Origin of the sequence: Pararhizobium qamdonense (genome assembly GCF_029277445.1) — a bacterium.
Classification (GTDB): domain Bacteria; phylum Pseudomonadota; class Alphaproteobacteria; order Rhizobiales; family Rhizobiaceae; genus Pararhizobium; species Pararhizobium qamdonense.
The window spans coordinates 520,315-546,522 of record NZ_CP119567.1 but is presented as its reverse complement, the minus strand read 5'-3'; the positions used below and the strand labels follow the sequence as shown (position 1 = coordinate 546,522).

The window sequence follows — 26,208 nt, the reverse complement described above, 5'->3', positions numbered from 1 at the left end:
GTGCTCCTCTCGAATTCGGTCTCACTGCGTATTCACTTGCCAGCTTGCTAATAATATGACAAATCGTGTCAACTTAATGCGGCGCGCAAGCGATCGTCACGATGCGTTGAACTGCCGGCCTGATGAAGGACCGGCAGCTTCGAAGGGCGGGCAATCTACCAATGAGCTTCTGGCATTCAATGTCCTGGAAGACTGAAGGAATTCAGGTCGCGGCTCCGGTTCAGTGGCGCCAGTTGGATGGCCTGGTCAGCGTCCTGTGGGAAGCGGAAAGTCAGGCGGGTGCCAGCGGCTATTATCTGGCCGACGACCCGCGGATCATGTTTTTCTTCAATGACGTGTCGTCAAATGTCCGTATTTCCAACCGGAATGACGATTTCACCCGCAATTCACGCTCAATGGCGCGGGCCGTCTATGTGCCGGCCGGGGTTCCGATGTGGACCAGCAGCAAGAGCGCGCATCGCTTCAGCCACCTCAATCTGCATCTGCACAAGGACCGGGCGCTCCGTTACCTTATGCCCTCGGTCGGCAGTTCGGCAGCGCAGACAGCGATACGCCGCCCTGTGGAACTGCAGGATGTTTCGGCGATCGAAGCGCTGGCAAAACTGCTCGCCGACGAAATCAGAAACCCTTCGAAACATGCCGTCTATGCCGAAAGCCTTGTGGGCAGCATTGTTGCCGGCCTTCTGGATATTCCCGCAGAGACCAGCGAGAAAGCCGCCGGCAGGTTGACGCAGGCGCAGATGAACAAGCTGCAATCCCATATCGAGAAGCGTGGCGACTACCGGATGACCATTGCCGACATGGCTGCAACGGTTGATCTCTCCGAAAGCTGGTTTGCCAGTGTGTTCAAGCAAACGACCGGAAAATCGCCGCTGCAATGGCAGCTTTCCAAGCGCATCGATCAGGCAAAACAACTGCTCGCAGAAGGCGATCTTCCGGTGGCGACCATTGCAGCACAGCTAGGCTTTTCCGATCAGGCGCATCTGACACGGGTGTTCCGGCAGATTGCCGGCGAAACACCCGCCGCTTGGCGCAAGCTGCAACAGGGCTGAAAATCTCCCGCCAGCGCTGTTTGCGGGCGGGAGAGAGGTCTCACCAGGTCTGGCGAAGCGTGGCCAGAACCGAGCGGCCGGGATTGTAGTAAACCGCGCCGCTGTCTTTGCTTGCCACATGCTTTTCGTCGAACGCATTGTTGACGTTCAGCTGAAATGTGGTGTTTTCCTGGATCTTGTAGGTGAAGGCCGCATCGAAGACGACGGCGCTCTGCGACGATGTCGTGTTGCTGATATTCGTGAAGTAGGAGTCCGTATAGCGGGCCCCGACCCCGAATGTCATGTCGCCGCGTGCGCCCTGGCCTTCCAATGTGTAGGTGCCCCAGACCGATGCCAGATGCTTGGGCACGCGCATGAGGCGGTTGCCGTCATTGTCGCCGCCGGGCTCATCGATTTTGGAGTCGATATAGCTATAGGCTGCGATGACATTGATATTGTTGGTCACTTCCGCCTTGGCTTCGAGTTCGAAACCGCGATGCCTGACCTTATCGACCGTCTGCGGCAGGTATGTCACCTGATCGAAGACGGTAATATTGCCCTTGGTCAGATCGTAGATAGAAGCGGTGATCAGTGCTGGAAAACCCTCCGGCCGGTATTTGATCCCGGCTTCGTACTGCTTTCCGGTCGTCGGGTCGGCGCCTGAGGCGGGCGGCGCCGCAGATTCGGCGTAGCTGATATAGGGAACCAGTTCCTCGGTCAGCTTGTAGCTGACACCGAACCGCTTCGTGAACTCGCTGTGGGTACCGGCAACCGTCGAGCCCGCGATAAGATTTGTTTCGCTAAGATCGAGCCAATCGTTGCGCAGCCCGACGCTGACTGTAAGCTTGTCGAAGAAGGTCAAGTCCTGCTGCAGATAAAGCCCGTTGGTCTTCTGGTCGTTGTTCGTGCTGGCATAAGGCACCAGAGAACCGGGGCCACCGGAATAGATCGGGTTTTCCCAGTCGATCGGCGGTGCTGATGTATAGAAGTTGTCGCTGTCGGACTCGTATTTGTTGTAGTCGGCTCCGAAAAGGGTGCGGCTCTCCACATCGTTGAAATTCGTCTCGTAGACTAGATGCGCGTCAATGATGAACTGCTCGGTCGATTTATCATTGCCGAAGAAATAACGGCCAGCTTCGGTTGAGCCGTCTGTCGGCGTGCTGCCGATATAGGCACTGCCGAATCCGTCATTCAGATTGCTGTAGCGGGCATTGGAATGGAAGCTGAGACCATTGCCGAAATCGTGGTCGAGCAGGACGCTATACGTGTTGCGGTTCGTCTCGCTGAAATAATAATCCGGTTCGCCGAAGAATTTGTCCCGGTCGAAATCTGTGCCGAGCGGATGTCCACCGCTGCCGGGAACCCCGTCCTTGTCGAGATGATCGAAGACGAATGTCAGGCTTGTCGCGTCGGTCGGGCGCCAGGTCAGGCCGCCCATGATGAAGTTCTCATCATCCTGCGAATTATCGTACTCGGCGTCCGACCGCTGGAACTTGCCGGTCAAACGGTAGGACAAAGTATCGTCCTCGGTAAAATTGTCGCCGAAATCGAAGCCCAGCTCTTTGTGCGCAAACGAGCCGCCGGTGCCATAGACTTCACCGAAACGCTCCTTCTTCGGTGTTTTCGTCACATAGTTTACCGATCCGCCCGGTTCGGCTGCGCCGAAACCTGCGGAACTGGCGCCCTTCAGGACCTCGATACGTTCGAAAGCGTAGGGTTCTTCGCGGACACCCGCAAAGGTCCGGCCGATCGCCAGACCGTCGCGATAGGTGTAGGGCGTGAAGCCGCGAATGTCGAAATAGTCATAGCGGTCGTCCGAGCCGTAGAAATCGGTGGTCACGCCAGCCGTATATTGCACGACCTGCTCAACGGTATCGGCGGCGCGTTCCTGGATTTCCTTGGAGGTGATGACGGAGACCGAGGCGGGTGCCGTCAGGATATCCGTCGGCATCTTGCCGGCACCGGTCGTTTCCGTGGCAACGATCGAGCGCGAGTCGTCATCCGTGTTCAGGACGCCTGCGCCAGACCCCGCCTGCACAGTGAGCGTCTCCAGCGCCGTGGCGCTGCTAGTGGCGTCCTGGGCAATCGAATAGCATGGTATCAGCGTGACAAGTGCCGTGCAGGCGAAAAGCAGCGCGTTGCGATGGCGGATCGGGGCCTGCCGTAACCGGGCGCCTGTTCTGTCGATGTCCATTTTCTTAAATCCAAACTGACGTAACTGCTGGTGATCGGCGGGGCCGACACGGTTTTCGGGCGCCGATAACCATCGCATCCGGCTGTCGCGAGCGAATCAAGCCGCCGGCGTCGTGTCCGCTCAATGTCATCATCCCCGATGCATCTATTAACTGGAGTGACTTTATCCAGTATTGTACAATTCCCCGGTTTTGTAGGATCCCACGGAAATCTATGCGCGGTTTCCACATCGTTGCTGCTTTGTCGTTGACGCCGCGCATTGAAGCTGAGAGTTCAGGTCAACTTATAGTGTCGAATGGAGTATGGCGATGAGACTGTTCCGTCTCTGCGCACAGGTATTGGTCGCCTGTGTCTGGATTGTCACGCAGGGATCCGCGCTGGCCGCAGAAAGCGTGTCCTATCCGATCAGCATCAAGCATGCTTTCGGCACGACGGTCATTCAGAAGAAACCGGAGCGGGTCGCAACCGTTGCCTGGGCGAACCATGAGGTGCCCTTGGCGCTCGGTATCATTCCTGTCGGCATGGCGCGCGCCAATTTTGGCGACGATGGCGCAGATGGCATCCTGCCATGGGTGGCGGAGCGGCTGGAGGAACTCAAGGGTGAGAGGCCGGTGCTGTTCGACGAGGGCGATGGCATCGATTTCGAGGCTGTGGCGGCGACCCGTCCGGACGTGATCCTTGCGTCCTATTCCGGCCTCAGCCAGGCGGATTACGACACGCTGAGCCAGATCGCCCCGGTCATTGCCTATCCACAGGCACCATGGTCGACCGACTGGCGCGAGATGATCCGGTTCAACAGCGCCGGACTGGGCATGCAGGCGGAGGGCGATGCGCTGATCGCCGGTATCGAAGCCGACATCAAGAACACGCTGGACGGCCATCCCGAGCTGAAGGGCAAGTCGGCCATGTTCATCACCCATCTGAGCGCATCGGATCTCAGCATCATCAATTTCTACACCACCAACGACACGCGGGTGAAGTTCTTCGCCGATCTGGGGCTGACGTCTCCAAAGAGCGTCCTTGCGGCATCGCAAGCCGGAAAATTCGCGGGCTCGGTCAGTGCCGAACAGATCGATGCGTTCGACGATGTCGATATTCTGGTGACATACGGCGACCAGACGCTGTTTGAGTCCTTGAGAACCAACCCGTTGACCGCGCATATGCCGGCGGTCGCGCATCAGTCTCTCGTCATGCTCGGCAACAATCCGGTCGGAAACGCGGCAAATCCGACGCCACTTTCGATCAGATGGGTGCTGAAGGACTATGTGGCGCTTCTCAGCGAGGCGGCCAAGAAGGCGAAATGACCACCGGCATCCTCAAGACATCGGACCGCCGTTGGGTGTCCGCGACCCGGTCGAACCGGGTGAGAAGCCTTTGGCTGACGGGGCTCATCGCGGTGCTGGCGCTCCTGCTCGCCCTATCGGTCACGATCGGCACCCGCAACGTCGAATGGAGCGATATCGTTGCAGCACTTGGCGGTACGCAGGACAATATCGGGCAAGCGGCGGTTGCGCTGCGCATCCCGCGCACCATCCTCGCCTTACTCGCGGGTGCTGCGCTGGGGCTCGCAGGCGCGATCATGCAGGGTGTCACCCGCAATCCGCTTGCCGATCCCGGCATTCTCGGCGTCAATATGGGCGCTTCGCTCGCTGTCGTCATCGGCGTCGCCTGGTTCGGAATGTCCTCGGCTCATGCCTATATCTGGACGGCGATTGCAGGCGCCGGGTGCACTTCTGTCTTCGTCTATACGATCGGATCGCTCGGAAGAGGCGGCGCAACGCCGCTCAAGCTGGCCCTGGCAGGTGCCGCCACCTCGATTGCCTTTGCGTCCCTTACCATCGCCGTCGTGCTGCCACGGGGCGATATTGCTGGTGGTATCCAGTCCTGGCAGATCGGCGGCGTCGGCGGCGCGACATACGGGCGGATTGTTCCGGTGCTGCCGTTTCTTGCGGTTGGGTTCGCGATCAGCCTTTTGTCTGCACGAAAGTTGAATTCCCTGGCTCTGGGCGACGAACTGGCCGCCGGTCTCGGTGAGCGGGTTGCCGTAGCGCGCGCGGTCGCCGCGCTCGGCGCCATCCTTCTGTGCGGCGCAACGACCGCCGTGTGCGGGCCGATCGGCTTTCTGGGACTGGTGGTGCCGCATCTTTGCCGGACGCTGATCGGCGTCGATCATCGCTGGCTGCTGCCGTTTTCCACTTTGGGCGGTGCTTGCCTGCTGCTCGGCGCCGACGTCCTCGGGCGGATCGCCGCCCGGCCCGGCGAGATCGATGTCGGGATCGTCACAGCGCTGATCGGTGCTCCGTTCTTCATCTGGATCGTCCGGCGCCAGCGGGTGAGGGAACTGTGACCGTATTCTCACCGACAATCGACGTCCTTATCGCCAACCGCCGCCGCCGCGCGGGCAGGCACGCCGTCCAGCTCGCCGTGCTGTTTGCCCTCGTCCTCGCCGTGTTCGGGATCACCCTGTCGCTTGGGCAAACGTTCACGCCGCCCCTGGACGTCATCCGCGTGCTGCTCGGAGAGGACGTGCCCGGCACATCTTTTACCGTCGGCCAGTTGCGCTTGCCGCGCGCTATCCTGTCGATCCTTGCCGGCATGTGTTTCGGGTTGGGCGGTGTTGCATTCCAGATCATGCTGCGCAATCCGCTGGCCAGCCCCGACATTATCGGCATCACCTCGGGCGCCGGGGCCGCCGCCGTATTCGCCATCGTTGTCCTGTCGATGACCGGGCCGATGGTCTCCATCCTCGCCGTTGCCGCAGGCCTCTTCGTCGCCGTGCTTGTCTACGGGCTGTCGTTCCGCAACGGTATTGCCGGCACGCGCCTCATCCTCGTCGGGATCGGCGTGTCGGCCATGCTGCAGAGCGTAATCGCCTACATCCTGTCGTCTGCGCCCGCATGGAGCCTGCAGGAGGCGATGCGCTGGCTGACAGGCAGCGTCAACGGCGCGCAGCTTTCGCAGGCGCTGCCGCTTCTTCTCGCTCTCGCTGTGTTCGGCGGGCTTCTGCTCAGCCGCACCCGCGATCTCGAAACATTGCAACTGGGTGACGATACCGCCGCCGCTCTCGGGGTCCGGGTCGCCAGAACCCGCATGCTGGTCATCGTCTCGGCCGTCGGCATGATCGCGACTGCAACGGCAGTCACCGGACCGATCGCCTTCGTGGCTTTCCTCTCCGGGCCGATTGCGGCGCGCATCGTGCGCAACAATGGATCCCTGCTTCTGCCATCGGCGCTGGTCGGCGCCATTCTCGTGCTTGCCGGCGATTATGCCGGTCAGCTTCTCTTGCCGAGCCGCTATCCGGTCGGCGTGGTGACCGGCGCGCTGGGTGCGCCCTACCTGATTTTCCTGATCGTCCGCGTCAACCGGACAGGAGGCTCGTTGTGACTGTTCATTCCCTCGCCGCCAGCGGGCTTTCGGCTGGCTATGACGACCGGGAAATCCTGTGGGATCTCGACCTGACGATCCCTCCGGGAAAGATCACCGTGATCGTCGGCGCCAATGCCTGCGGCAAGTCCACGCTGCTGCGCACCATGTCGCGTCTCATTTCGCCCAAACAGGGACAGGTGCTGCTGGATGGCAAGTCCATCCACCACACGCCCTCGCGGGAACTTGCCCGGACATTGGGTCTTTTGCCGCAGTCACCGGTGGCGCCGGAAGGGATTGCCGTTGCCGATCTCGTCAGCCGCGGGCGGCACCCGCACCAGAGCCTGTTTTCCCGCTGGACGCGGCAGGACGATGAAGCCGTGGACAGCGCGCTTGCAGCCACCAAAACCTTCGATCTTGCCGAGCGGCCGGTCGATGAGCTTTCCGGAGGCCAGCGCCAGCGCGTCTGGATCGCCATGGCGCTCGCCCAGGACACCGACATCCTGCTGCTCGACGAGCCCACGACCTTCCTCGACATCAATCACCAGATCGAGGTGCTCGATCTCCTGACGGATTTGAACCAGGCGCGCGGCACGACGGTGGTCATGGTTCTGCATGATCTCAATCTGGCGGCACGCTATGCGGACTATCTCGTCGCCATGGCGGACGGGCGCGTTCACGCCTTCGGCACGCCGGAAGATGTGCTGACGCAGGAGATGGTCCGGCAGGTCTTCGGATTGGAAAGCCGCATCATGATCGATCCCATTTCCGCCCGGCCGATCATGTTGCCGATCGGCCGCCACCGGATGGCCAGCAATGCGCCCGCGATGGCGCAAAAGGAGACGCGCCTATGAATGCCATTCCATCATTCAAGCTTTCGGGCATCGCCATCCCCGCGAGTACCGATCATATGCTGGACGAGATCTGCGAGCATTTCATCGAGCATGCCGACGTCGAGCGGAACAGAGATCGGGCGATTTTGCGAAGCAAGACCAGCATCGTCAGAATTCGTGCAGACAAGGGGACATTGCTGATCGAGCTGGATTGTCCGACGCTGGAAGCGCTTCAGGCGGCCCGTACCGATATCGCGGAACATCTTTTCTACTTTGCCGGCGAAGAGCCGTTGGAGCTGACCTGGACGCCGCTATCATCCTTGCCGGCCCTGCCGAATCTCCACGAAATAACAGTGGTTTCCGCTGAAGATGTAACCCCGCACATGCGCCGGGTCATCTTTTCCTGCGCTGACATCACGCCTTTCGCCGGTGGCGATATGCATGTTCGCCTGCTGGTTCCGCCCAAGGGCAGGCCACCGGTCTGGCCGGGCTTTCGCGAGGATGGGCGTATCGCATGGCCGGAAGGAGACGACGAACTCCTCGTTCGGGTCTACACGATCCGCACCGTCGATATCGAGCGCGGGGAAATCTGGATCGACTTCCTGCAGCATCCGATGCCGGGCATATCCACGCCAGGTGCCGATTTCGCGCGCGACGCCCAAATTGGAGACAGGGCGGCCCTTCTGGGCCCAGGCGGCGGCGGTCTGCCATCCGCACAGTCCATCCTTCTGATCGGCGACGAAAGTGCGCTGCCGGCCATCGCCCGTATCGCCGCCGAAATCCCTGCGGGCACGCAGATGCGCGCGATCATCGAAGTCGAGAATGCGGCGGAAGAGCAGCCGCTTCCAACCGATGGAACGCTGGAGGTCAGCTGGCTGCACCGGTACGATTATCCGGATCGCCGCGATCGCGCTCTGTTGTCACAAGCCACAGATGCAATCGCGTTGAGCGATGCGGAAACGTTCATCTGGGCGGCCTGCGAAAAGACGGACATCCGTGCCATTCGCTCGATCCTCAAAGGGCGCAAGCACGATCACCGGAAAATGTACGTCGCCTGGTATTGGGAGCGCATTGAAAACTAGAGCCCCACATCGTCTGGCTTGCCAGATCTCCGGCAACGTATCGTGCCGGAGATGATGTTGCCGATAGGCCGGTCAGCCAGCGACGTGGCGCAGCCAGCCTGGCATCTTGCCGTGCGGCGGGCCGCCGGCCGGGCCGAGCGCCTCGATCTTTCCATCTGCGCGCGTCAGGTATGTCGCATGGATGAAGCCGTTTTCGAAACGGCCCTGAACGCTGACGGTCTCGTCCTTGGCGACCAGTTTCCCGCCTTCGCCGGATGGTCCGGTTTCGACCAGCGCCCGTCCGCTCTGATCCTCGACGACGAACTTGTTGCCAAAAATCTCGACAACCTTGCCTTTGACCGTGACCAGGCCCCAGTCCGGCATCGTTGAGATCGCCACCGGCGTCATCGGCGCCATTTCGGCGTTTGGGCGTACCATCGCAATGGCGCCAGCCCCGGCGACGGCGCCGAAACCAAGCAGGGCGATGCCGGCAATCGCGGTGGCTGCAAAGTGACGGCCACGCGGTGGTGCCTTGTGCGTCTTTGTGTGTGGAGCAGAGCCGTCCTGCGGCAGCGGCGTGGCGGCTGTTTCATTGGTATGTTCGATAGGCATGTTAAAACTCCTTCTGTTTGACCCTTGCAGTTTTAACATCGCGGCCGAAACTCAACCTGAACCACGCGGTTCAGGTTGAGTTAAGCTGAAACGGGATATTGAGCAGCGGTTCCAGCCGCCTGAAGGAAAATGTATCGATGCGGATATTGCTGGTCGAGGACGACAGGGATTTGGCCGAGCGGATTGGAAAAGCCCTTCGCGCCGAAAACTTTGCCGTCGATGTGGCTGTCAATGGCGAGGACGGCGCGCATCTCGGATCGACAGAGGCCTTTGACGCCGCGGTGCTTGACCTCGGCCTGCCCAAACTGGATGGCGTTTCGGTGCTCAAACTCTGGCGCGACGCGGGACGCAATATTCCGGTTCTGGTTTTAACCGCCCGCGACGGCTGGTCGGACAAGGTGGAAAGTTTCAAGGCGGGCGCCGACGATTACCTGACCAAGCCGTTCAAGGTCGAGGAACTGGTGATGCGGCTGCGCGCACTTGTGCGGCGCGCGGCCGGCCATGGCAGCGCAAGGATTTCCTGCAACGGTCTCGCATTCGACGCCCAGCTTGGCACGTTCGAGCTCGATGGCCTGCCGTTGAAACTGACCGCGTTGGAATGGCGGGTCCTGTCCTGCCTGATCCTGCGCAAAAACATCGTCGTCGATCGCCGCGAACTGATGGAGCGCATTTATGAAGGGGATGTCGAGGTCGAGTCCAATTCGATGGAGGTGATCATCACCCGGCTTCGCCGCAAGATCGGTGCAGCCATGATCGAGACGGTGAGGGGCCGGGGATACCTGTTGCGGGGCGACCCATGAGACTTGCACCGACCACCATTGCTGGCCGCCTGCTGTTGTCCGCCGTCCTGTTTGTGACGGCAGCACTTGTGGTCGCGGGCGTGGTCCTGACCTTTATCCTGCATCAGGTCGTTTCCGATCAGGTCGATCAGCGGCTGCAAGCGCAGGCGTCATCCCTGGTTGCGGCACTGTCCATCGACGCCGGTGGCCAGATGTCGATTGTGCCCGGCCTTGACGGGCCGCCCTTTGATCGCCGTGGGTCGGGATGGTACTGGCAGATCGACGGGGCAGACCAGACGCTGCAATCCCGCTCATTGGCAGGCGGCAGCCTCAAGGTTCCGCCGCCGCCGTTCGACTGGCGGCATCTTTTTTCCAACAGGCCCACCGCGACTGACACCAGTGATTCCAACGGGCGTTCCCTCCATGTCATCACCGTGACATCGCAACTGCAGGGAAGGCCGGTCACCGTTAATGTATCGGCGCCTGCCGCCGCGATCTCCGGACCCCTGACGCGGGCACTGGTCTGGCTTTTGCCATCGATCGGCATTCTCGGCCTGGGATTGATCTTTGCCACGCTTCTGCAGATCCGCGTCGGTCTTAGCCCACTTCGGAAACTGCGCCTGTCGCTTCAGGACGTCCGGTCCGGCGCCAGCGCGCGCGTGCCAACAGCGCAACCGGCGGAACTGATGCCCGTCGTTGCCGAATTGAATGCGCTGATTAGCGAAAACGAAGAGCGCCTGGCAAGCGCGCGCCTGTCGCTTGCAAATATGGCCCATAGCCTGAAGACGCCACTGGCCAGCCTTTCCTTGGCGCTGAGCGAAGCCGGGCGGGATCCGACGGGTGCGCTGCAAAATCTGACCGGCCAGATCGACACCCGCATTCGCCATCATCTCGGCCGCGCCCGCGCTGATGCCGGCGCGGGACACGGCCGGTCGCGCACCGATGTCGGGTCGCACCTCAGCGATCTCACCGGCATCATGGACAAGATCTACCGCGAACGCCGCATCAGCCTGTCATTTTCCGTGGAGCCGGATCTGGTGGCGGCATGTGAGGAGCAGGATTTCGACGAACTGGCGGGAAATCTGATCGACAACGCGTTCAAATGGGCGTCCACCAGTGTCGCCGTCACAGCAGTCAAAAACAATGGAAAAGCCGTGATCACCATTACCGACGATGGCGAAGGAATTCCGCAACACGCCATGAGCAGGGTCCTGCAGCCCGGTCAGCGCCTGGATGAAACCGTCCCCGGACATGGTTTCGGCCTTTCCGTCAGCCAGGACCTCGTCAGCCTCTATGGCGGCTCGTTGCGTCTTGAGGGCGCGCAAGGCCAGGGACTTAAAGTGACGATCGAACTCCAAGCCGCCTGACGGGCCTGTCGGGTTCGGAAGGGGGATCATCGCGATGGCGGCCGCCATTATCGCGTTGCTATGACCCCGCATAGCTGGCCCTTGGGCGAATGAGCTGGCCGCTCTCCACCTGTTCCATGGCATGGGCCAGCCAGCCGACCGTGCGCGACAGGGCAAAGATCACCAGCGGAGCTTCCTGCGGAAGATCGAAGGTTGCCGCCAGTGCGGCGAGAGCAAAATCGATATTGGGTGGTTCGCCGAGAAGGTCTTCGCCTGCCTTGGCGAGCAGGCCATAGAGTGCCGGGACCTCGAAACTTTCCAGGATGATTTTGGCGCGCGGATCGCCATGCGGATAGAGCTGGTGGCCAAAGGCCCTGACGGCCCCTTCCGAGGAGAGCATGGCCCGGATCGCCTCACGCACCCCGATCGAGCCGGCCTGCCCGGCAAGCCGCGTGACACTCAGCCAGGCGCCGCCATGCCGGGGGCCGGTAAGCGTTGCAAGCCCTGAAAGCGCCGCAGCTGAAAGCGCGGCTCCCGAAGACGCCGTGACGCGTGCGGCAAAGGCAGACACGTTCAACTCATGTTCTGCGGCAAGCACCAGGGATTTGCGGATGGGCTCTGCCGCGTCCGGCCGCTGCCATCCCAAGGCCAGGCGTTCATGCAGCGGTATGGGGTCCGGCCATGGCGCCAGTCCCGCTGCCACGGTTGACAGCACGTCCGCAGCCTCGGTCCGCAAAACCGCCGGATTGCGGCCCAGTGCTGGCAAATCGTCTGCAACGCGCGCGGCGAGATCTCCAAGAGCCGCAGCCAGCCTCGATTTTCCCGTCATCTCGCAACCGAAAGCCTTGACCACCACGCCAGGCGTTTCCCAGAGCAATATCGCGATATCCTCCAATGCCGCCGCGCTGGAGAGGTCGGCCGCGTCGCGGCCGCGATACAGCAGCCTGCCGCCGGCGATGCTCGATATCGTCGTCGGCAGAACCGGATCACCCCATCGGATCGCCTGCGCCGCCACCGCAGCCGTATGCCGCCGTCCCGAATGGCGCTCAGCCAAGCGCTGGACATCATCGGCATGATAAAGGCTGCGGCGGGGATCGGTAGGGTCGGGCTTGGCGCGGATGCGCCCGCGGCTGACATTGGCGTAGAGCGTCTGCGGCTTGGTGCCGAGCCTTGCGAGAGCGTCGTCTGTCGTGATCCAGAGTGTCTTCATATTGATCGATTTCATCAAGATTGACGTCAATGACGCTAGGCCGGATCATCGCTGGCGTAAAGGAGACATAGAGATGAAAAATGGACTTGAAGACGTCGTCGCCGCCGAAACGCAGCTGTCCGATGTCAATGGCGAGGCCGGGCAGCTGGTTATTCGCGGCGTTTCGCTTGACCGCCTTGTCGAATATGCACGCTACGAGGATGTTGCTCTTCTCCTGCTCGACGGTTTGCTGGAGGAGAGGCTGGACAGGGACAGCCTGTGCCTGCGGCTTGGGCAGATGCGCAAAGAGGTTTTTTCCCATATCGGCGCCATCGATGATGACCTGCTGCACCTGCCGCCGGTTGATATCATGCGCGCGCTGATTGCCCGGCTTGCGGACGGAGATGATCTCGACACGGCGCTTCGCCTGCTTGCCGCACCCGCCGTTTTCCTCCCTGCAATCCTGCGCTTGAAGAGAGGCGAAACGCCGATCGCGCCAACACCATCGCTCTCCCAGTCCGCCGATATCCTCACCATGCTTAGCGCGGCTGTGCCGGGCGCAGTTCAGGTGGCCGCGCTCGATACCTATCTGGTGACGATTTCCGATCACGGCCTCAACGCTTCGACCTTCGCCTCACGGGTGATTGCCTCCACGAAGGCCGGCCTGACTTCCTCCGTTGTGGCCGCACTCAGCGCCTTGAAGGGACCGCTGCACGGAGGTGCGCCTGGCCCTGTGCTCGATATGCTGGATGCTGTTGGGACAAAGGACAACGCCGCAAGATGGCTCGGGCGGGCTTTGGATCGCGGCGAGCGGCTGATGGGCTTCGGGCACCGGATCTACCGCGTCCGCGATCCGCGCGCCGATGCTCTGAAAGGCGCTTTGACGCAGATGATTGCCGCCGGTCAGGTCGATCGTGACCGTATCGGTCTGGCGGAAGCCGTCGAACAGAGCGCGCTCGCCATCCTGAAAGAACGCAAGCCCGGCCGTCCTCTCGACGTCAACGTGGAGTTCTACACCGCACTCCTCCTCGACGCGCTGACATTCCCGCGTGACGCCTTCACCGGCGTGTTTGCCATCGGCCGCACGATCGGCTGGATCGCCCATGCCCGCGAGCAGTCGCTCGAAGGCCGCCTCATCCGTCCGCGCTCCGTTTACGTCGGGCCGCTGCCAAAGGCAGCGTGAAGCGATGGGATGTCCGTTGCAGCAAGGCCTTTAAGGTGCTTGCTGCAACGGCGGGCGAGCTGGCGTCACATAAGCCCGCACCGGCGAAAGGCTTCACAACACAATCTGCTCGCTGTCGGGCGGATAGGTATTGGCTGAGAGGCCCCAACTCAGTCTTCCGGACATTCAACACACAGCCTCAACAAAATTGCCCTCGCAACGCCGTTGCCTCTTCTGTTGGCAATTTTAGGTACTGCCCAAAAAGTGGCTTGACGGCCGCATAGGAACTTGTTTCACTGAACCAATCATAAATTGGTGTGAACCATTGGACCAGAATTCTGATCATAAAATGCCGGAAAATTCGCATTACGCGTTGGAGCGGCTGCGGGAGCTTTTGCGTGTCACGACGCTGTTCACGGATGGAAAACTGCCGACAGAACGGGCTCTTTCCGAACGTTTTGGCGTCGGAAGGCGGGAAATCAGGCGTGCCCTTGAGGTTTTGGAGGCCGAAGGGCTGATTTGGCGAAAGCAGGGGGCGGGCACGTTCCTGGGTCAGAAGCCGGATAACTGGAGCGATCAGGTGGCCAGCCTGGTGCCCGGAACCAATTTCATGGAAATCATGGAAGTGCGCCTGCGGATAGAGCCGCAACTGGCGCAACTGGCGGCCATGCGGGCCAAGGACTCCGATCTCGAGCGCATGCGGGGGCTGCGCGACAAGATCTACGAGCGCACCGATGCCGATTGGCGGGAGCTTTGGGATGGCGCGCTGCATCGTCTGATCGCGCAGACCGCAGGCAATCAGCTTTTTCTGTCGCTCTTCGATATCATCAACCGGATCCGGCAGGATCCGGCTTGGCAGTCGGTGCGCGACAAGGCCCGAAAGCTCGACAAGAAGCTGAGTGAATCGCGCGATCAGCACACGGAAATCATCGAGGCCATCGCATCGCGGGACCCCGCGCGCGCCGGCGAAGCCATGCGCGATCACCTGCTGACATTGCAGGAGCGGTTGATCCGCCAGACATCGATGGACATTCCAGACCGGCAGGACCCCACCAAGGAGACGAAGACCATTTGAGCCAGGGCGCAGCCCAGAACAAAGACCGGAAAACCGGCGTGTTCAGATAACCACCAGAGGAACAGATATAATGAAGCGACTGACAGCAATTTCAGCACTTTTTCTCGCCGGCACTGTATTGGCCACGCCAGCTCTCTCTGCCGATTTGCGCATCGGCATCATGGATGATCCCGACATTCTCGATCCTGCGCAATCCGTGACATTCGCTGGCCGTATCGTCTATACCAGCCTTTGCGACAAGCTGCTCGATCTCGACAATAAACTCGCCATCGTTCCGCAGCTCGCCACCCAATGGGCGTGGGGCGACAATGGCAGCACGCTGACCATGGATCTGCGCGAAGGCGTGGTTTTCCATGATGGCACACCGTTCAACGCCGAGGCCGTGGTCTACAATATCGATCGCAACATGACGTTGCCGGAATCGCGCCGCAAGAGCGAGCTTGCCTCAGTGGCAAAGGTCGAGGCGACCGGCGACTACCAGATCAAATTCACGCTGAAGAGGCCCGATGCCAGCCTGCTTGCGCAGCTTTCCGACCGCGCTGGAATGATGATCTCGCCGGCGGCTGGAAAAGAACTCGGCGCCAATTTCAGCACCAAGCCGGCTTGCTCCGGCGCCTTCAAATTCGTGGAGCGCATCCAGCAGGATCGTATCGTTCTGGAGAAATTTGACGATTACTGGAACAAGGACAACATCTTCATCGACAAGGTGACGTTCCTGCCGATCCCGGACACCACGGTGCGTCTCGCCAACCTCAGCGCCGGTGATCTCGATCTTGCCGAGCGCATCTCGGCCTCCGATGCTGCATCGGTCAAGGCAGACCCGAACCTCAATTACGGCGAAACCATTGGTCCGGGCTACATGGCCCTCTATGCCAATATCGCCAACAGTCCGGCGGCCGACACTCCGTTCGGCAAGGACAAGCGCCTGCGCCAGGCATTTTCGCTCTCCATCGACCGTGAAGCGATCAATCAGGTCGTTTTCGAAGGCACGGCGATGGCTGGCAACCAGCCCTGGTCTCCGTCCAGCCCCTGGTACAACAAGGATATTCCTGTTCCCGCCCGCGACATCGTCAAGGCCAAGCAGTTGATGAAGGAAGCCGGTTACGAGACATTCGAGATCGAGCTGCAGCACGCCAACAATACCACGCAGACACAGATGATGCAGGTCATCCAGTCCATGGCTGCCGAGGCCGGTTTCGACGTCAAGCTCAAGGCAACCGAATTCGCGACGCTGATATCCGAGCAGACGGCCGGCAACTATGTCCTGTCCCGTTCCGATTGGTCCGGCCGCTCCGATCCGGATGGGAATGTCCACCAGTTCGTCACCTGCAAGGGCGGCATCAACGACACCAAATATTGCAATCCGCAGGTCGATACGCTCTTGAACGAGGCCCGCGGCTCGACGGACAGTGCGGTGCGCAAGGCGAAGTACGATGCGGCGGTGACGATTCTCAATGATGAATTGCCGCTCATCTATCTCGGCCATCAGGCCTATCTCTACGGCTATTCCAAGAAGATCACGGGCTTCACACCCTCCGGCGACGGCATGATCCGCCTGACAGGCGTCAAGAACGGCGGCTGATTGAGGCGCATGCGTTGGCAGGATGCATCCTTGGATGCGTCCTGCCGTCCGGAACCTATGCCCGTATAAGGACCCGCGTTCATGTATTTGTATATCGCCAAGCGGCTTCTGGTAGCGATACCGACGCTGTTGATCATATCTGTTTTCGTTTTTTCCCTGCAGAAACTTCTTCCGGGAGACCCCATCCTTGCCATGGCGGGTGAAGAACGCGATCCCGCGGTCATCGAACTCCTGCGCGAAAAATACCGGATGAACGAACCGGTCGTGTACCAGTATGCCTATTGGCTGGGCGCGGTGCTCCAGGGTGATTTCGGCATGTCGCTCCGCGCCAACCAGCCGGTTCTGGAACTGGTGGCCGAGAAACTGCCCGTGACCATTCAGCTCGCAGCCATGTCCATGGTCTTTGCCTTCATCATCGGCGTGCCCATGGGCATTCTGGCGGCGGTAAAGCAGAACACATGGGTTGATTATCTGGCCAATATCGTCGCCCTTTCGGGGCTATCCATTCCGAATTTCTGGCTTGGCATCATGCTCATCCTGCTGGTTTCGGTTCAACTCGGCTGGCTTCCGGCGTCCGGCTACGAATCGTTCCTCGTCGATCCCGTGCAATCCTTGAAGACGATGATCATGCCATCCTTCGTTCTTGGCACGGGACTGGCGGCAACGCTGATGCGGCATACACGCTCATCGATGCTGTCGGTGATGAAATCCGATTATATCCGCACGGCACGGGCAAAGGGGCTTTCAACCCGTGAAGTGGTGCTCAGCCACGCCTTCCGCAATGCGCTTTTGCCGATCATCACGCTGACGGCACTGTTGTTTGGCGAACTGCTCGCGGGCGCCGTACTTACCGAACAGATCTTTACCATTCCCGGCTTCGGCAAGCTGATTGTCGATGCGGTGTTCAACCGGGATTACGCGGTGGTGCAGGGCGTCGTGCTGTGCACGGCAGTCGGGTTTATCCTCATGAACCTGATGGCGGATGTCGTCACTGTTCTTCTCAATCCCCGCATGAGGGCTGCCATATGAGCGCGTCCGCAACGGCCTTTGCAGCCGAAAAACCGAAGGCGCGCGAAAACCGCGCCTGGAAAAAGATGAAGCGCAATCGCAGCGCGATTGCCGGTCTGGTCATCATCGCCTTTTTCACGCTTCTGGCGATGGCAGCGCCACTTCTGCCCTTGGCCGATCCACTCGCCACCAGCTGGGGCGCCATTCGCAAGGCTCCCTCGGCTGCACACTGGCTGGGTACCGACGATATCGGCCGCGACGTCCTCTCCCGCATGATCTGGGGCTCGCAGGCGTCGCTGATGGCCGGCGTCATCTCGGTTGCCATCGCGGTCGCCGCCGGCGTGCCCTTCGGACTGATTTCCGGCTATTTCGGAGGCTGGGTTGATCAGGTGATCTCCCGCGTAACCGAGGCGTTTCTCGCCATGCCGTTCCTGATCATGGCAATTGCGCTGGCTGCGTTTCTGGGGCCGAGCCTGACGAACGCGATGATCGCCATCGGCCTGTCCGCCATGCCGATCTTCGTGCGGCTGACGCGGTCGCAGGTTCTGTCCGTCAAGACCGAGGACTATATCGAAGGCGCACGCTCGATCGGGCTAGGGCATGGCGATATCATGCTGCGCTACATCCTGCCGAACATCGTGCCGCCGATCATCGTGCAGGCAACGCTGACGGTCGCAACTGCCATCATCGCCGAGGCGAGCCTTTCCTTCCTTGGCCTTGGCCAGCAGGCACCGGCGCCCAGCTGGGGCTCAATGCTGAACGTCGCCAAGAATTTCCTCACCCAGGCGCCCTGGATGGCGATGTGGCCGGGCGCTGCCATCTTCCTCGTCGTCATCGGCTTCAATCTCTTGGGCGACGGCCTGCGCGATGCGCTCGATCCCCGCGAAAACTGAGAATTCCCAAAGGATACAACAATGACCACATTCACCACCCGCCCTGAAATTCTGGGTACGTTCGGCGTCGTGACATCGACACATTGGATCGGCTCGGCCGTGGGTATGAGCATTCTCGAAAAAGGCGGCAATGCCTTCGATGCGGCGGTTGCCACCGGCTTTGTGCTTCAGGTTCTGGAGCCGCACCTGAATGGACCGGGCGGCGATATGCCGACCGTGATCTATTCGAAAAAGAAGGACAAGATCGAGGTCATCTGTGCGCAGGGGACGGCCCCTGCTGGCGCCACGATCGAACATTACACCGCCGAGGGCATCGATCTCATTCCGGGAGACGGCCTGCTTTCCACCGTCATTCCCGGTTCCTTCGATGGCTGGATGCTGATGCTGCGTGACTATGGCACCATGACCGTGCGCGACGTGCTTGAGCCCGCTATCTACTATCTCGAACAGGGACATCCCATTCTGGCGCGTGTATCGGCGACCATTGCGGGACTGGCCGAGTTTTTTGAGAAGGAATGGCCGACCTCCTTTGAGACCTGGCTGCCGGGCGGCGTCGCACCTGCGCCGCTTTCCAATTTCAAGAACCCGGTCCTGGCGCAGACCTGGAAACGCATCATCGCGGAAGCGGAAGCCAAACCCGGCCGTGAGGCCGGCATCGATGCGGCGCGAGACGCGTTTTATCGCGGCTTTGTTGCCGAGGCGATCAGCGATTATCTCAAGACTGCAGAGGTCATGGATGCCAGCGGCAGCCGCCACAAGGGCGTGCTGACGGGCGAAGACATGGCCAATTGGACGGCAACGATCGAAGAACCCACCACCTATGACTATCATGGCTGGACGGTTGCGAAGACAGGACCATGGGGGCAGGGACCGGTTCTTCTGCAATCCCTGGCGTTGTTGAAGGGCATCGATGTCGGCTCGATGGACCCCGTTGGCGTGGATTTCGTGCATACGGTCGTGGAAGCGATGAAACTGTCCTATGCCGACCGCGAAGTCTATTATGGCGATCCGGAGTTTTCGCAGATACCGGTCCAGACCCTGCTCTCGGACGCGTACAATGACGAGCGGCGCAAACTGATCACCGGCAAGGCATCGATGGACCTGCGCCCCGGTCGCATTCCCGGTTTTGAAGCGCAGCATGACCTGACGATGGACATGCTCAATTCCATGGCAGGCGTCGGTCCGGTCTACGAGCCGACCATGTCGCACCTTACCGAAAAGCGCGGCGATACCGTGCATATCGACGTCATCGACCGCGAAGGCAACATGGTGTCGGTCACGCCTTCGGGCGGCTGGCTGCAGTCGTCTCCGATCGTGCCGGGCCTGGGGTTCTGCCTCAATTCGCGGGCGCAGATGTTCTGGATGAAGCCGGGCCTGCCGACATCGCTTGCCCCGGGAAAACGGCCGCGCACGACGCTGACGCCCGCTCTTGCTCTGTTCGAGGGCAGGCCGACGCTTGCTTTCGGAACGCCGGGCGGTGACCAGCAGGACCAGTGGCAGCTGGCCTTTTTCCTGCGCTACGCGCATTTCGGCATGAATTTGCAGCAGGCGATCGACCTGCCGCTGTTCCACACCACCCATTTCCCCGGCTCGTTCTATCCACGAACGCGTCAGCCGGGCAATGTAATGATCGAGCGCAGCATTGGCGAGACCGCACTTTCCGATCTCAGGGCACGCGGACATGACATTTCGGATGCCGACCCCTGGACAGTCGGCCGCCTGACTGCCGCCCGGCGCGACGCCGGCGGTCTTCTGAGGGCCGCCGCCACGCCACGCCTGATGCAGGCCTACGCCGTTGGAAGGTAGCACGTAAGAATGATCTGGAAGCCGGGCGAGCGGCGAGGGGACATTTCCCCTTGGCCTACGGCCAAAATCAGTCAGATGCCGGGGAACATAATATGAGCAATACTGTGAAGACACCGCCGCATGAAGCCGTCCTTTCCGTTGACGATCTGACCACCTCGTTTCTGGTGGACGGCGAATGGAAAACTGTCGTGCGGAAACTCTCGTTCGACGTCAAGGCAGGCGAAACGGTTGCCATTGTCGGCGAAAGCGGATCGGGCAAGAGCGTCACATCGCTCTCCCTCATGCGTCTTCTGGATCCGCGTTCCAGCCGGATCGACGGCAAGGTGCTGCTCGGCGGCCGCGATATTCTCAGCCTCAGCGAAAAGGAGATGCGCGGCGTGCGCGGCAATGACGTCGCGATGATCTTCCAGGAGCCAATGACGTCGCTCAACCCTGTCTTCACCATCGGCCGGCAGATTTCCGAAGTGCTGACGCGCCACAAGGGCATGGACAAGGCCGAGGCGCGGGCAGAAACCATCAGGCTTCTGGAAAAGGTCCGCATTCCCAATGCACTGGGCCGGTTTGATGAATATCCGCATCAGTTTTCGGGCGGCATGCGTCAGCGCGTCATGATCGCCATGGCGCTGGCATCCAAGCCAAAACTGTTGATTGCCGATGAGCCGACAACCGCGCTCGATGTGACCATCCAGGGGCAGATCCTCGACCTGATAAAGCAGTTGCAGGAGGAGGATGGCATGGCCGTACTCTTCATCACCCATGACATGGGTGTGGTGGCCGAAATCGCCGACCGCACGATCGTGATGTTCCGTGGTGACCAGGTGGAAACCGGGGAGACCGCCGATATCTTCTATCGCGGACACCATCCCTATACCCGCGCCTTGCTTGCAGCCGTCCCTAAGCTCGGCTCGATGGAGGGGCGTGACTGGCCCTTGCGTTTTCCGCGTGTCGACATGGCCAGCGGCGTAATTTCCGCGTCAAAGGAAGTGTCCGACACCGTGGAAAAAGGCATGACGCCCGTTCTGTCGGTGAAAAACCTCGTCACCCGCTTCGATATCCGTTCCGGCCTGTTTGGCCGCACGAGCGGGGCGGTGCATGCGGTCGAAAATATCTCGTTTGATCTGTTTCAGGGCGAGACGCTGTCTCTCGTTGGAGAATCCGGCTGCGGAAAATCGACGACCGGCCGCTCCATCGCGCGTCTGGTGGAACCGCGCAGCGGCCAGGTGACGCTGGATGGCTATGATGTCCTCAAGCTTGATCCGGTGGCGCTGCGCACCATGCGCCGCAGCGTCCAGATGATTTTTCAGGACCCGTTCTCAAGCCTCAATCCGCGCATGACGGTGGGTTCGGCCGTGGCCGAGCCGATGATCAAGCACGGCATCGCATCATCGGCGGACGCAAAACAGAAGACCGCCGATCTCATGGAGCGTGTTGGTCTGTCTGCCGCGATGATGGACCGTTATCCGCATGAATTCTCCGGCGGTCAACGCCAGCGCGTCGCCATCGCCCGCGCCTTGGCGCTCAATCCCAAGGTGATCATCGCCGATGAAAGCGTGTCGGCGCTGGATGTGTCGATCAAGGCGCAGGTGTGCAATCTGCTGCTCGATCTGCAGGAACAGTTCAAGATCGCGTTCCTGTTCATCTCGCACGACATGGCGGTCGTGGAACGCGTCAGCCACCGCGTGGCGGTGATGTATCTTGGCGAGATCGTCGAGATCGGTCCACGCGCCTCGATCTTTTCCAACCCGCAACATCCCTACACCAAGAGGCTGATGGCGGCAGTTCCCGTGCCCGATCCCGCACGCCGGGGCCTGTTGCGCAATGCAGCCACAGACGAACTGAAAAGCCCGGTCCGTCCAAAGGGCTACCTGTCGCCAGAGCGATCCTACCGCAACGTGTCGCCTGGCCATCTGGTCTTGATGTGACGGCCACATTGGTCGTGCCAAAACCTATTACGGCATCGTCTCGCCAGCGGTATCCCGCTTTCGCCGCTTGACGAAATCGCGTGGGGATTCGCCGGTCCAGCCTCTGAAGGCGCGCGACAGGACGGCGGCGTCGGAATAGCCGGCGCTGAGCGCGATGCCGGTGATGGCGCCACGCCTTGCGCGCGTCAAAAGGCTTTCGGCAATCAGGCGGCGCTGGCCGGTGATCAATTCACGGAAACCGACGCCTTCCTCCGCCAGTCTGCGCTGGAGACTGCGGGCGGAAAGGCCCAGTTCTTTCGACACCCGTTCAAGGCTGACTTTTTGCGAGCCGAGTTTCTGCATGATCACCCGGCGGACCTTGTCGGACGTGCGGTCATCGGCCGGCATTTCATTTTCCAGATGCCGCATCTGGCTGTCGATAAAACTGCGCATGGCGGGATTGGCGCCACCGACCTGGCGCTTCAGATCGTCATGTGCCACGACGATGCAATTGCTTTTCTGCTCGAAATAAACCGGGCAGCCAAGCACGGCTTCATATTGCCGGCGCATCTGCCCCGCATGGCGGAAATGCACTTCCAGCGGTGCCCATCCGGGCCCCATGCGGCGGCGGATCTGCCCGCAGATATTGGCCACGGAATAGTCCACATCCTGCACGGAAGCGGACCAGTCGCCGCCTTCATATTCGTAGGTGAACTCGGCGCCGCGCTCCCCGGCGATGAGCGTCAGGCTCCAGCCTTCGTTCATGGCGCGCGCATAGCTGGAAAACGCCACCAGCGCATCGCCAAGGCTGCTGGCGGCGTTGATGATGAGGCTGAACGAACCGGGCGTGTAGTCGATGGCTTCTGCCCCAAGCCGCAGGCCAAGGGTCGCATCGCCCAGAATGTCGGCCATTTCCTCCTGAAACAGGATGTATTGCGGCAAAGGCATGCGCCTATAGGCGTCATAGGTATCGGCAAGCCGGAGACCGTGGCGCTTCAAAAAGCTCTCATGATCGATCTGCCGCTTCATCAGCGTTTCAACGAAAAGCCTCAGAAGATGCACGCGGATGGTGGGGACGGTTTTCATGGGCGGTCCAGGGCAGGTGTATTTCAGCCTATGAAAAAGCAAGCCGCATGCCAAGGGTCCGATCACGCGTCACGTATTGCAATGAATCTGTCGTGATTTGCAAGGAATTGAACGCCGCCTCTGTCGCTAGATGGCTGTCATCAGATCCCGCCAAATCGTGGGAATGTGAAAAGCAGGAGTATCCGATCGTGGACGCCATCAACTCTCCTTTTGCCAGGGACATCAAGTTTCAACTACATCCTCAAACGGATGCGCGCCTGCACGAGCAGACGGGTCCTGCCATCGCCCGCAAGGGCGACGGTGTTTATGTGACCGATACGGCGGGAAACCGGTTTTTGGAGGGCATGGCCGGGCTTTGGTGCACATCGCTCGGTTTCAGCGAGAAACGCCTGGCCGACGCCGCCTACAAACAGATGCTGGAACTGCCCTATATCCAGAATTTCGCCCATCGCACCAGCGAGCCGGTGATCGATCTCGCCGAAGCGCTGCTTAAAAATGCGCCAGAGCCGCTTTCCAAGGCGATATTTTTTGCATCCGGCTCCGAGGCGACGGATTCGGCCATCAAGTTTGCCTGGTACTACAACGCCGCACGCGGCAAGCCGGAAAAGCGCAAGATCATCAGCCGCATGCGCGCCTATCATGGCACGACCATCGGTTCCGCCAGCCTGACCGGCCTCACAAACATGCATGTCCAGTGGGGACTGCCGCTTCCGGGCTTTCTTCACGTATCCTGCCCGCATTTTTACCGCGACGGACTGCCCGGCGAAACCGAAGAGACCTTCGCCACGCGCCTGGCGCAGGAGCTGGACGACATGATCACGCGCGAAGGCGCCGATACGGTCGCCGCATTCTTCGCCGAGCCTGTAATGGGCACGGGCGGTGTCGTCGTGCCGCCGGCAACCTATTTCGACAAGATCCAGGCCGTCTTGAAACAGCATGACGTGCTTTTGGCGGTCGACGAGGTGATCTGTGGTTTCGGCCGCACCGGCCATTATTGGGGCTCTGATGCCTTCGGCATCAAGCCGGACATGCTGACCTGCGCAAAAGGCCTGTCCTCCGCCTACCTGCCGATTTCGGCTCTCCTGATCAGCGATGATGTCTATCAGGTGATTGCCGATGAGACACACCGGCTGAACGGTTTCGGGCACGGCTATACCTATGGCGGCCACCCGGTATCTGCCGCGGTCGCGCTCGAGACGCTGCGCATCTATCAGGAAGACGATATTCTCGGTCACGTCCGCACGCTCGCGCCGGGCTTCCAACGGAAAATCAAGGCATTCGAGAACCACCCGCTGGTGGGCGAGGCGCGCGGCATGGGCCTGATGGCAGCTATCGAGCTCGTCTGCGACAAAGAGAGCAAGGAACCCTTTGCCAAATCCGTGAAAGCAGCATTGCGCCTGTCCGATCTGGTCCGCGCACAAGGCGTCATCCTGCGGTCCCTCGGCGATTCCCTCTGCATCGCCCCGCCGCTGATCATCGAGGAACAGGATATCGACGTGATCATCGCAGCCATTGCCAAGGCGCTCGATCTGCTGGAGGCGGAGTTGACCGCAGAGGGTGTCTTTAACGGATAGGGATGCGCCGGAGGCGCGTTACGCGCCCGGCGGATGCATGGATTGGGGAAGGCAACGTTGCCGTCATCCGGGCATTTTCAGCCCGAAGACAGGCAACGCAGAGATGAGTTAAAAAGGGGAAAAATCATGCGCCGAACGATATTTCTACCGCTTATAGTGTCGCTGTTGACAGGTACCGCGCTTGCAGAGCCCGCTCCCGGCGGCGTCGCCAATCTCATTGTCCAACCAGAACCACCCAGCATCATGATCGGCATCACGACCAATGCGCCGGCGCTCGACATAGGCGGGAATATCTACGAAGGCCTGCTGCGCTACGACGAGAAGCTCAATCCCATGCCTTCCCTGGCAAAGTCTTGGGACATCTCGCCGGACGGCACCACATATACGTTCCACCTGCAAGACAACATAATCTGGCACGACGGCCAGCCGATGACGGCTGCAGACGTCCTGTTCACGGTCAATGACTTCCTGACGAAAACGCAGCCGCGTCATCGCAACATCATGACGCGCGTCAAGAGCGTCACTGCACCCGGCGATAAAACCGTTGTCTTTTCGTTGACGGGACCTTTCGAGCCTTTCATCCGGGCTTTGTCCTTCGCCACCATGCCGATTGTTCCCAAACACATTTACGAAGGCACCGATTATGCGGCAAATCCGGCCAATCAATCGCCTGTCGGGACCGGGCCGTTCAAACTGACGGAGTGGAAGAAGGGGTCCTACATCAAGCTTGATCGGAACACGGATTATTACATCAAGGGAAAGCCTTATCTCGACGAGCTAATCTATCAGATCATCCCGGATGCCGCCTCGCGGGCCATTGCCTATGAAACCGGCAATGTCGATATTTTACCGGGGGGATCGGTCGAGAACTTTGACATTCCGCGCCTGTCGCAGCTCCCCAACACATGCATTACCGACAAGGGACAAGAATATAACGCGCCGCTCGCCATGATCTGGATGAACAACCGCGTCGCGCCCATGGACAACCTGAAGTTCCGCCAGGCCGTCGAGTTTGCGCTCGATCGCGACTTCGCCAAGGACGTTCTCTGGAACGGATATGGAAAGATAGCCACAAGTCCTTTCTCCTCGCTGCTGCCGTTCTACAGCAAGCAGGAGCCGCAATATTCCTACGATCCTGCAAAGGCCAAAGCCCTGCTGGCGGAAAGCGGCTATGATGGCAGACCGTTGCGGCTGCTGCCCACGCCCTATGGCGAGACTTGGCAGCGCTGGGCCGAGGCCGTGAAACAAAACCTCGAAGAGATCGGTATCCCCGTCGAAATTCAAACGGGCGATACCGCGAGCTACAATCAGCGCGTCTCGAACTGGGATTTCGATCTGGCCTTCACATTTGTCTATCAATATGGCGATCCCGCCATCGGCGGCGACCGTCACTACAAGACATCGCAGATCATGAAGGGCAATCCGTTCAACAATGTCGCGGGCTATTCCAATCCTGAGGCCGATGCATTGTTCGATGCGGCAGCCATTGCCTATCCGGCATCCGAGCGGCAGAAACTCTATGACCAGGTCCAGGCGAAGATCCTCGAAGATGCGCCTGTCGCGTGGTTGCTCGAACTGGGCTTTCCCATCCTCTCCAATTGTAAATTCAAGAATGTCGTGACCACGGCAAATGGCATCTCCGATGCCATGCGCGATGTCTATATCGAGAAATGATCCGGCCGGTCCTATCGGCCGCCCTTTCAGCTGCCGGTTT

At 60.4% G+C, this 26,208-nt stretch carries 21 protein-coding genes; 17 read left to right on the top strand and 4 right to left on the bottom strand.

Going from position 1 to position 26,208, the window contains the following annotated elements; all coding sequences use genetic code 11:
- Positions 1-161: 161 nt before the first annotated feature.
- A complete protein-coding gene (locus PYR65_RS23755; RefSeq protein ID WP_276121218.1) occupies positions 162-1,052 on the top strand; it encodes a helix-turn-helix domain-containing protein in 891 nt (296 codons plus the stop codon).
- 40 nt (positions 1,053-1,092) lie between these two features.
- Here the strand turns inward: PYR65_RS23755 and PYR65_RS23750 are convergent, their stop codons facing one another.
- Positions 1,093-3,225 carry a TonB-dependent siderophore receptor gene (locus PYR65_RS23750; RefSeq protein ID WP_276121217.1) on the bottom strand — a complete coding sequence of 711 codons (2,133 nt, stop codon included), beginning with the start codon at positions 3,223-3,225 and terminating at the stop codon, positions 1,093-1,095.
- A 307-nt stretch (positions 3,226-3,532) separates the two neighbouring features.
- On the opposite strand from PYR65_RS23750, the gene PYR65_RS23745 reads away from it, so the two are divergent.
- From PYR65_RS23745 to PYR65_RS23725, 5 genes are read left to right on the top strand one after another with little or no spacing between them, the layout of a single operon-like run.
- Positions 3,533-4,528 (top strand): iron-siderophore ABC transporter substrate-binding protein, encoded by a 996-nt coding sequence (locus tag PYR65_RS23745; protein WP_276121216.1) that lies wholly within the window; start codon positions 3,533-3,535, stop codon positions 4,526-4,528.
- On the top strand, positions 4,525-5,571 hold the full coding sequence (locus PYR65_RS23740; RefSeq protein ID WP_276121215.1) for a FecCD family ABC transporter permease: 1,047 nt from the start codon (positions 4,525-4,527) through the stop codon (positions 5,569-5,571). Before PYR65_RS23745 ends, PYR65_RS23740 begins: the two co-directional genes overlap by 4 nt.
- Entirely contained in the window at positions 5,568-6,608 is a 1,041-nt protein-coding gene (locus PYR65_RS23735; RefSeq protein WP_276121213.1) for a FecCD family ABC transporter permease, read from the top strand. The genes PYR65_RS23740 and PYR65_RS23735 overlap by 4 nt, the downstream gene beginning before the upstream one ends.
- On the top strand, positions 6,605-7,441 hold the full coding sequence (locus PYR65_RS23730) for an ABC transporter ATP-binding protein (protein WP_276121212.1): 837 nt from the start codon (positions 6,605-6,607) through the stop codon (positions 7,439-7,441). Before PYR65_RS23735 ends, PYR65_RS23730 begins: the two co-directional genes overlap by 4 nt.
- Positions 7,438-8,502 carry a DUF2218 domain-containing protein gene (locus PYR65_RS23725; RefSeq protein WP_276121210.1) on the top strand — a complete coding sequence of 355 codons (1,065 nt, stop codon included), beginning with the start codon at positions 7,438-7,440 and terminating at the stop codon, positions 8,500-8,502. The genes PYR65_RS23730 and PYR65_RS23725 overlap by 4 nt, the downstream gene beginning before the upstream one ends.
- A gap of 72 nt (positions 8,503-8,574) precedes the next feature.
- Here the strand turns inward: PYR65_RS23725 and PYR65_RS23720 are convergent, their stop codons facing one another.
- A complete protein-coding gene (locus PYR65_RS23720; RefSeq protein WP_276121209.1) occupies positions 8,575-9,093 on the bottom strand; it encodes a hypothetical protein in 519 nt (172 codons plus the stop codon).
- A gap of 137 nt (positions 9,094-9,230) precedes the next feature.
- On the opposite strand from PYR65_RS23720, the gene PYR65_RS23715 reads away from it, so the two are divergent.
- On the top strand, positions 9,231-9,893 hold the full coding sequence (locus PYR65_RS23715; RefSeq protein ID WP_276121208.1) for a response regulator transcription factor: 663 nt from the start codon (positions 9,231-9,233) through the stop codon (positions 9,891-9,893).
- A complete protein-coding gene (locus tag PYR65_RS23710) occupies positions 9,890-11,239 on the top strand; it encodes a sensor histidine kinase (protein ID WP_276121207.1) in 1,350 nt (449 codons plus the stop codon). The genes PYR65_RS23715 and PYR65_RS23710 overlap by 4 nt, the downstream gene beginning before the upstream one ends.
- Positions 11,240-11,297: 58 nt before the next feature.
- Here PYR65_RS23710 and PYR65_RS23705 read toward each other — a convergent pair whose 3' ends face one another.
- Positions 11,298-12,428 (bottom strand): citrate/2-methylcitrate synthase, encoded by a 1,131-nt coding sequence (locus PYR65_RS23705; protein WP_276121206.1) that lies wholly within the window; start codon positions 12,426-12,428, stop codon positions 11,298-11,300.
- A 73-nt stretch (positions 12,429-12,501) separates the two neighbouring features.
- Between PYR65_RS23705 and PYR65_RS23700 the strand changes: the two genes are divergently transcribed.
- The 7 genes from PYR65_RS23700 to PYR65_RS23670 all read left to right on the top strand — a co-directional run bounded on the left by PYR65_RS23700 (position 12,502) and on the right by PYR65_RS23670 (position 21,855).
- Positions 12,502-13,590, top strand: a complete 1,089-nt coding sequence (locus tag PYR65_RS23700; protein WP_276121205.1) for a citrate synthase/methylcitrate synthase — start codon at positions 12,502-12,504, stop codon at positions 13,588-13,590.
- Between the two features lie 328 nt (positions 13,591-13,918).
- Positions 13,919-14,644, top strand: a complete 726-nt coding sequence (locus PYR65_RS23695; protein WP_276121203.1) for a FadR/GntR family transcriptional regulator — start codon at positions 13,919-13,921, stop codon at positions 14,642-14,644.
- Positions 14,645-14,714: 70 nt separating this feature from the next.
- Positions 14,715-16,226 carry an ABC transporter substrate-binding protein gene (locus PYR65_RS23690; RefSeq protein ID WP_276121201.1) on the top strand — a complete coding sequence of 504 codons (1,512 nt, stop codon included), beginning with the start codon at positions 14,715-14,717 and terminating at the stop codon, positions 16,224-16,226.
- A gap of 81 nt (positions 16,227-16,307) precedes the next feature.
- Complete coding sequence (locus PYR65_RS23685) at positions 16,308-17,255, top strand: ABC transporter permease (RefSeq protein WP_276121199.1); 948 nt, start codon at positions 16,308-16,310, stop codon at positions 17,253-17,255.
- Positions 17,252-18,127, top strand: a complete 876-nt coding sequence (locus tag PYR65_RS23680) for an ABC transporter permease (protein ID WP_276121198.1) — start codon at positions 17,252-17,254, stop codon at positions 18,125-18,127. Before PYR65_RS23685 ends, PYR65_RS23680 begins: the two co-directional genes overlap by 4 nt.
- 21 nt (positions 18,128-18,148) lie before the next feature.
- Positions 18,149-19,933, top strand: a complete 1,785-nt coding sequence (locus tag PYR65_RS23675; RefSeq protein WP_276121196.1) for a gamma-glutamyltransferase family protein — start codon at positions 18,149-18,151, stop codon at positions 19,931-19,933.
- 92 nt (positions 19,934-20,025) lie between these two features.
- A complete protein-coding gene (locus PYR65_RS23670) occupies positions 20,026-21,855 on the top strand; it encodes an ABC transporter ATP-binding protein (RefSeq protein ID WP_276121194.1) in 1,830 nt (609 codons plus the stop codon).
- Between the two features lie 27 nt (positions 21,856-21,882).
- Here the strand turns inward: PYR65_RS23670 and PYR65_RS23665 are convergent, their stop codons facing one another.
- Entirely contained in the window at positions 21,883-22,920 is a 1,038-nt protein-coding gene (locus PYR65_RS23665) for an AraC family transcriptional regulator (protein ID WP_276121192.1), read from the bottom strand.
- 188 nt (positions 22,921-23,108) lie between these two features.
- Between PYR65_RS23665 and PYR65_RS23660 the strand changes: the two genes are divergently transcribed.
- A complete protein-coding gene (locus PYR65_RS23660; RefSeq protein WP_276121801.1) occupies positions 23,109-24,494 on the top strand; it encodes an aminotransferase in 1,386 nt (461 codons plus the stop codon).
- 126 nt (positions 24,495-24,620) lie between these two features.
- Complete coding sequence (locus PYR65_RS23655; protein ID WP_276121191.1) at positions 24,621-26,168, top strand: ABC transporter substrate-binding protein; 1,548 nt, start codon at positions 24,621-24,623, stop codon at positions 26,166-26,168.
- The last annotated feature ends 40 nt before the right edge of the window (positions 26,169-26,208 follow it).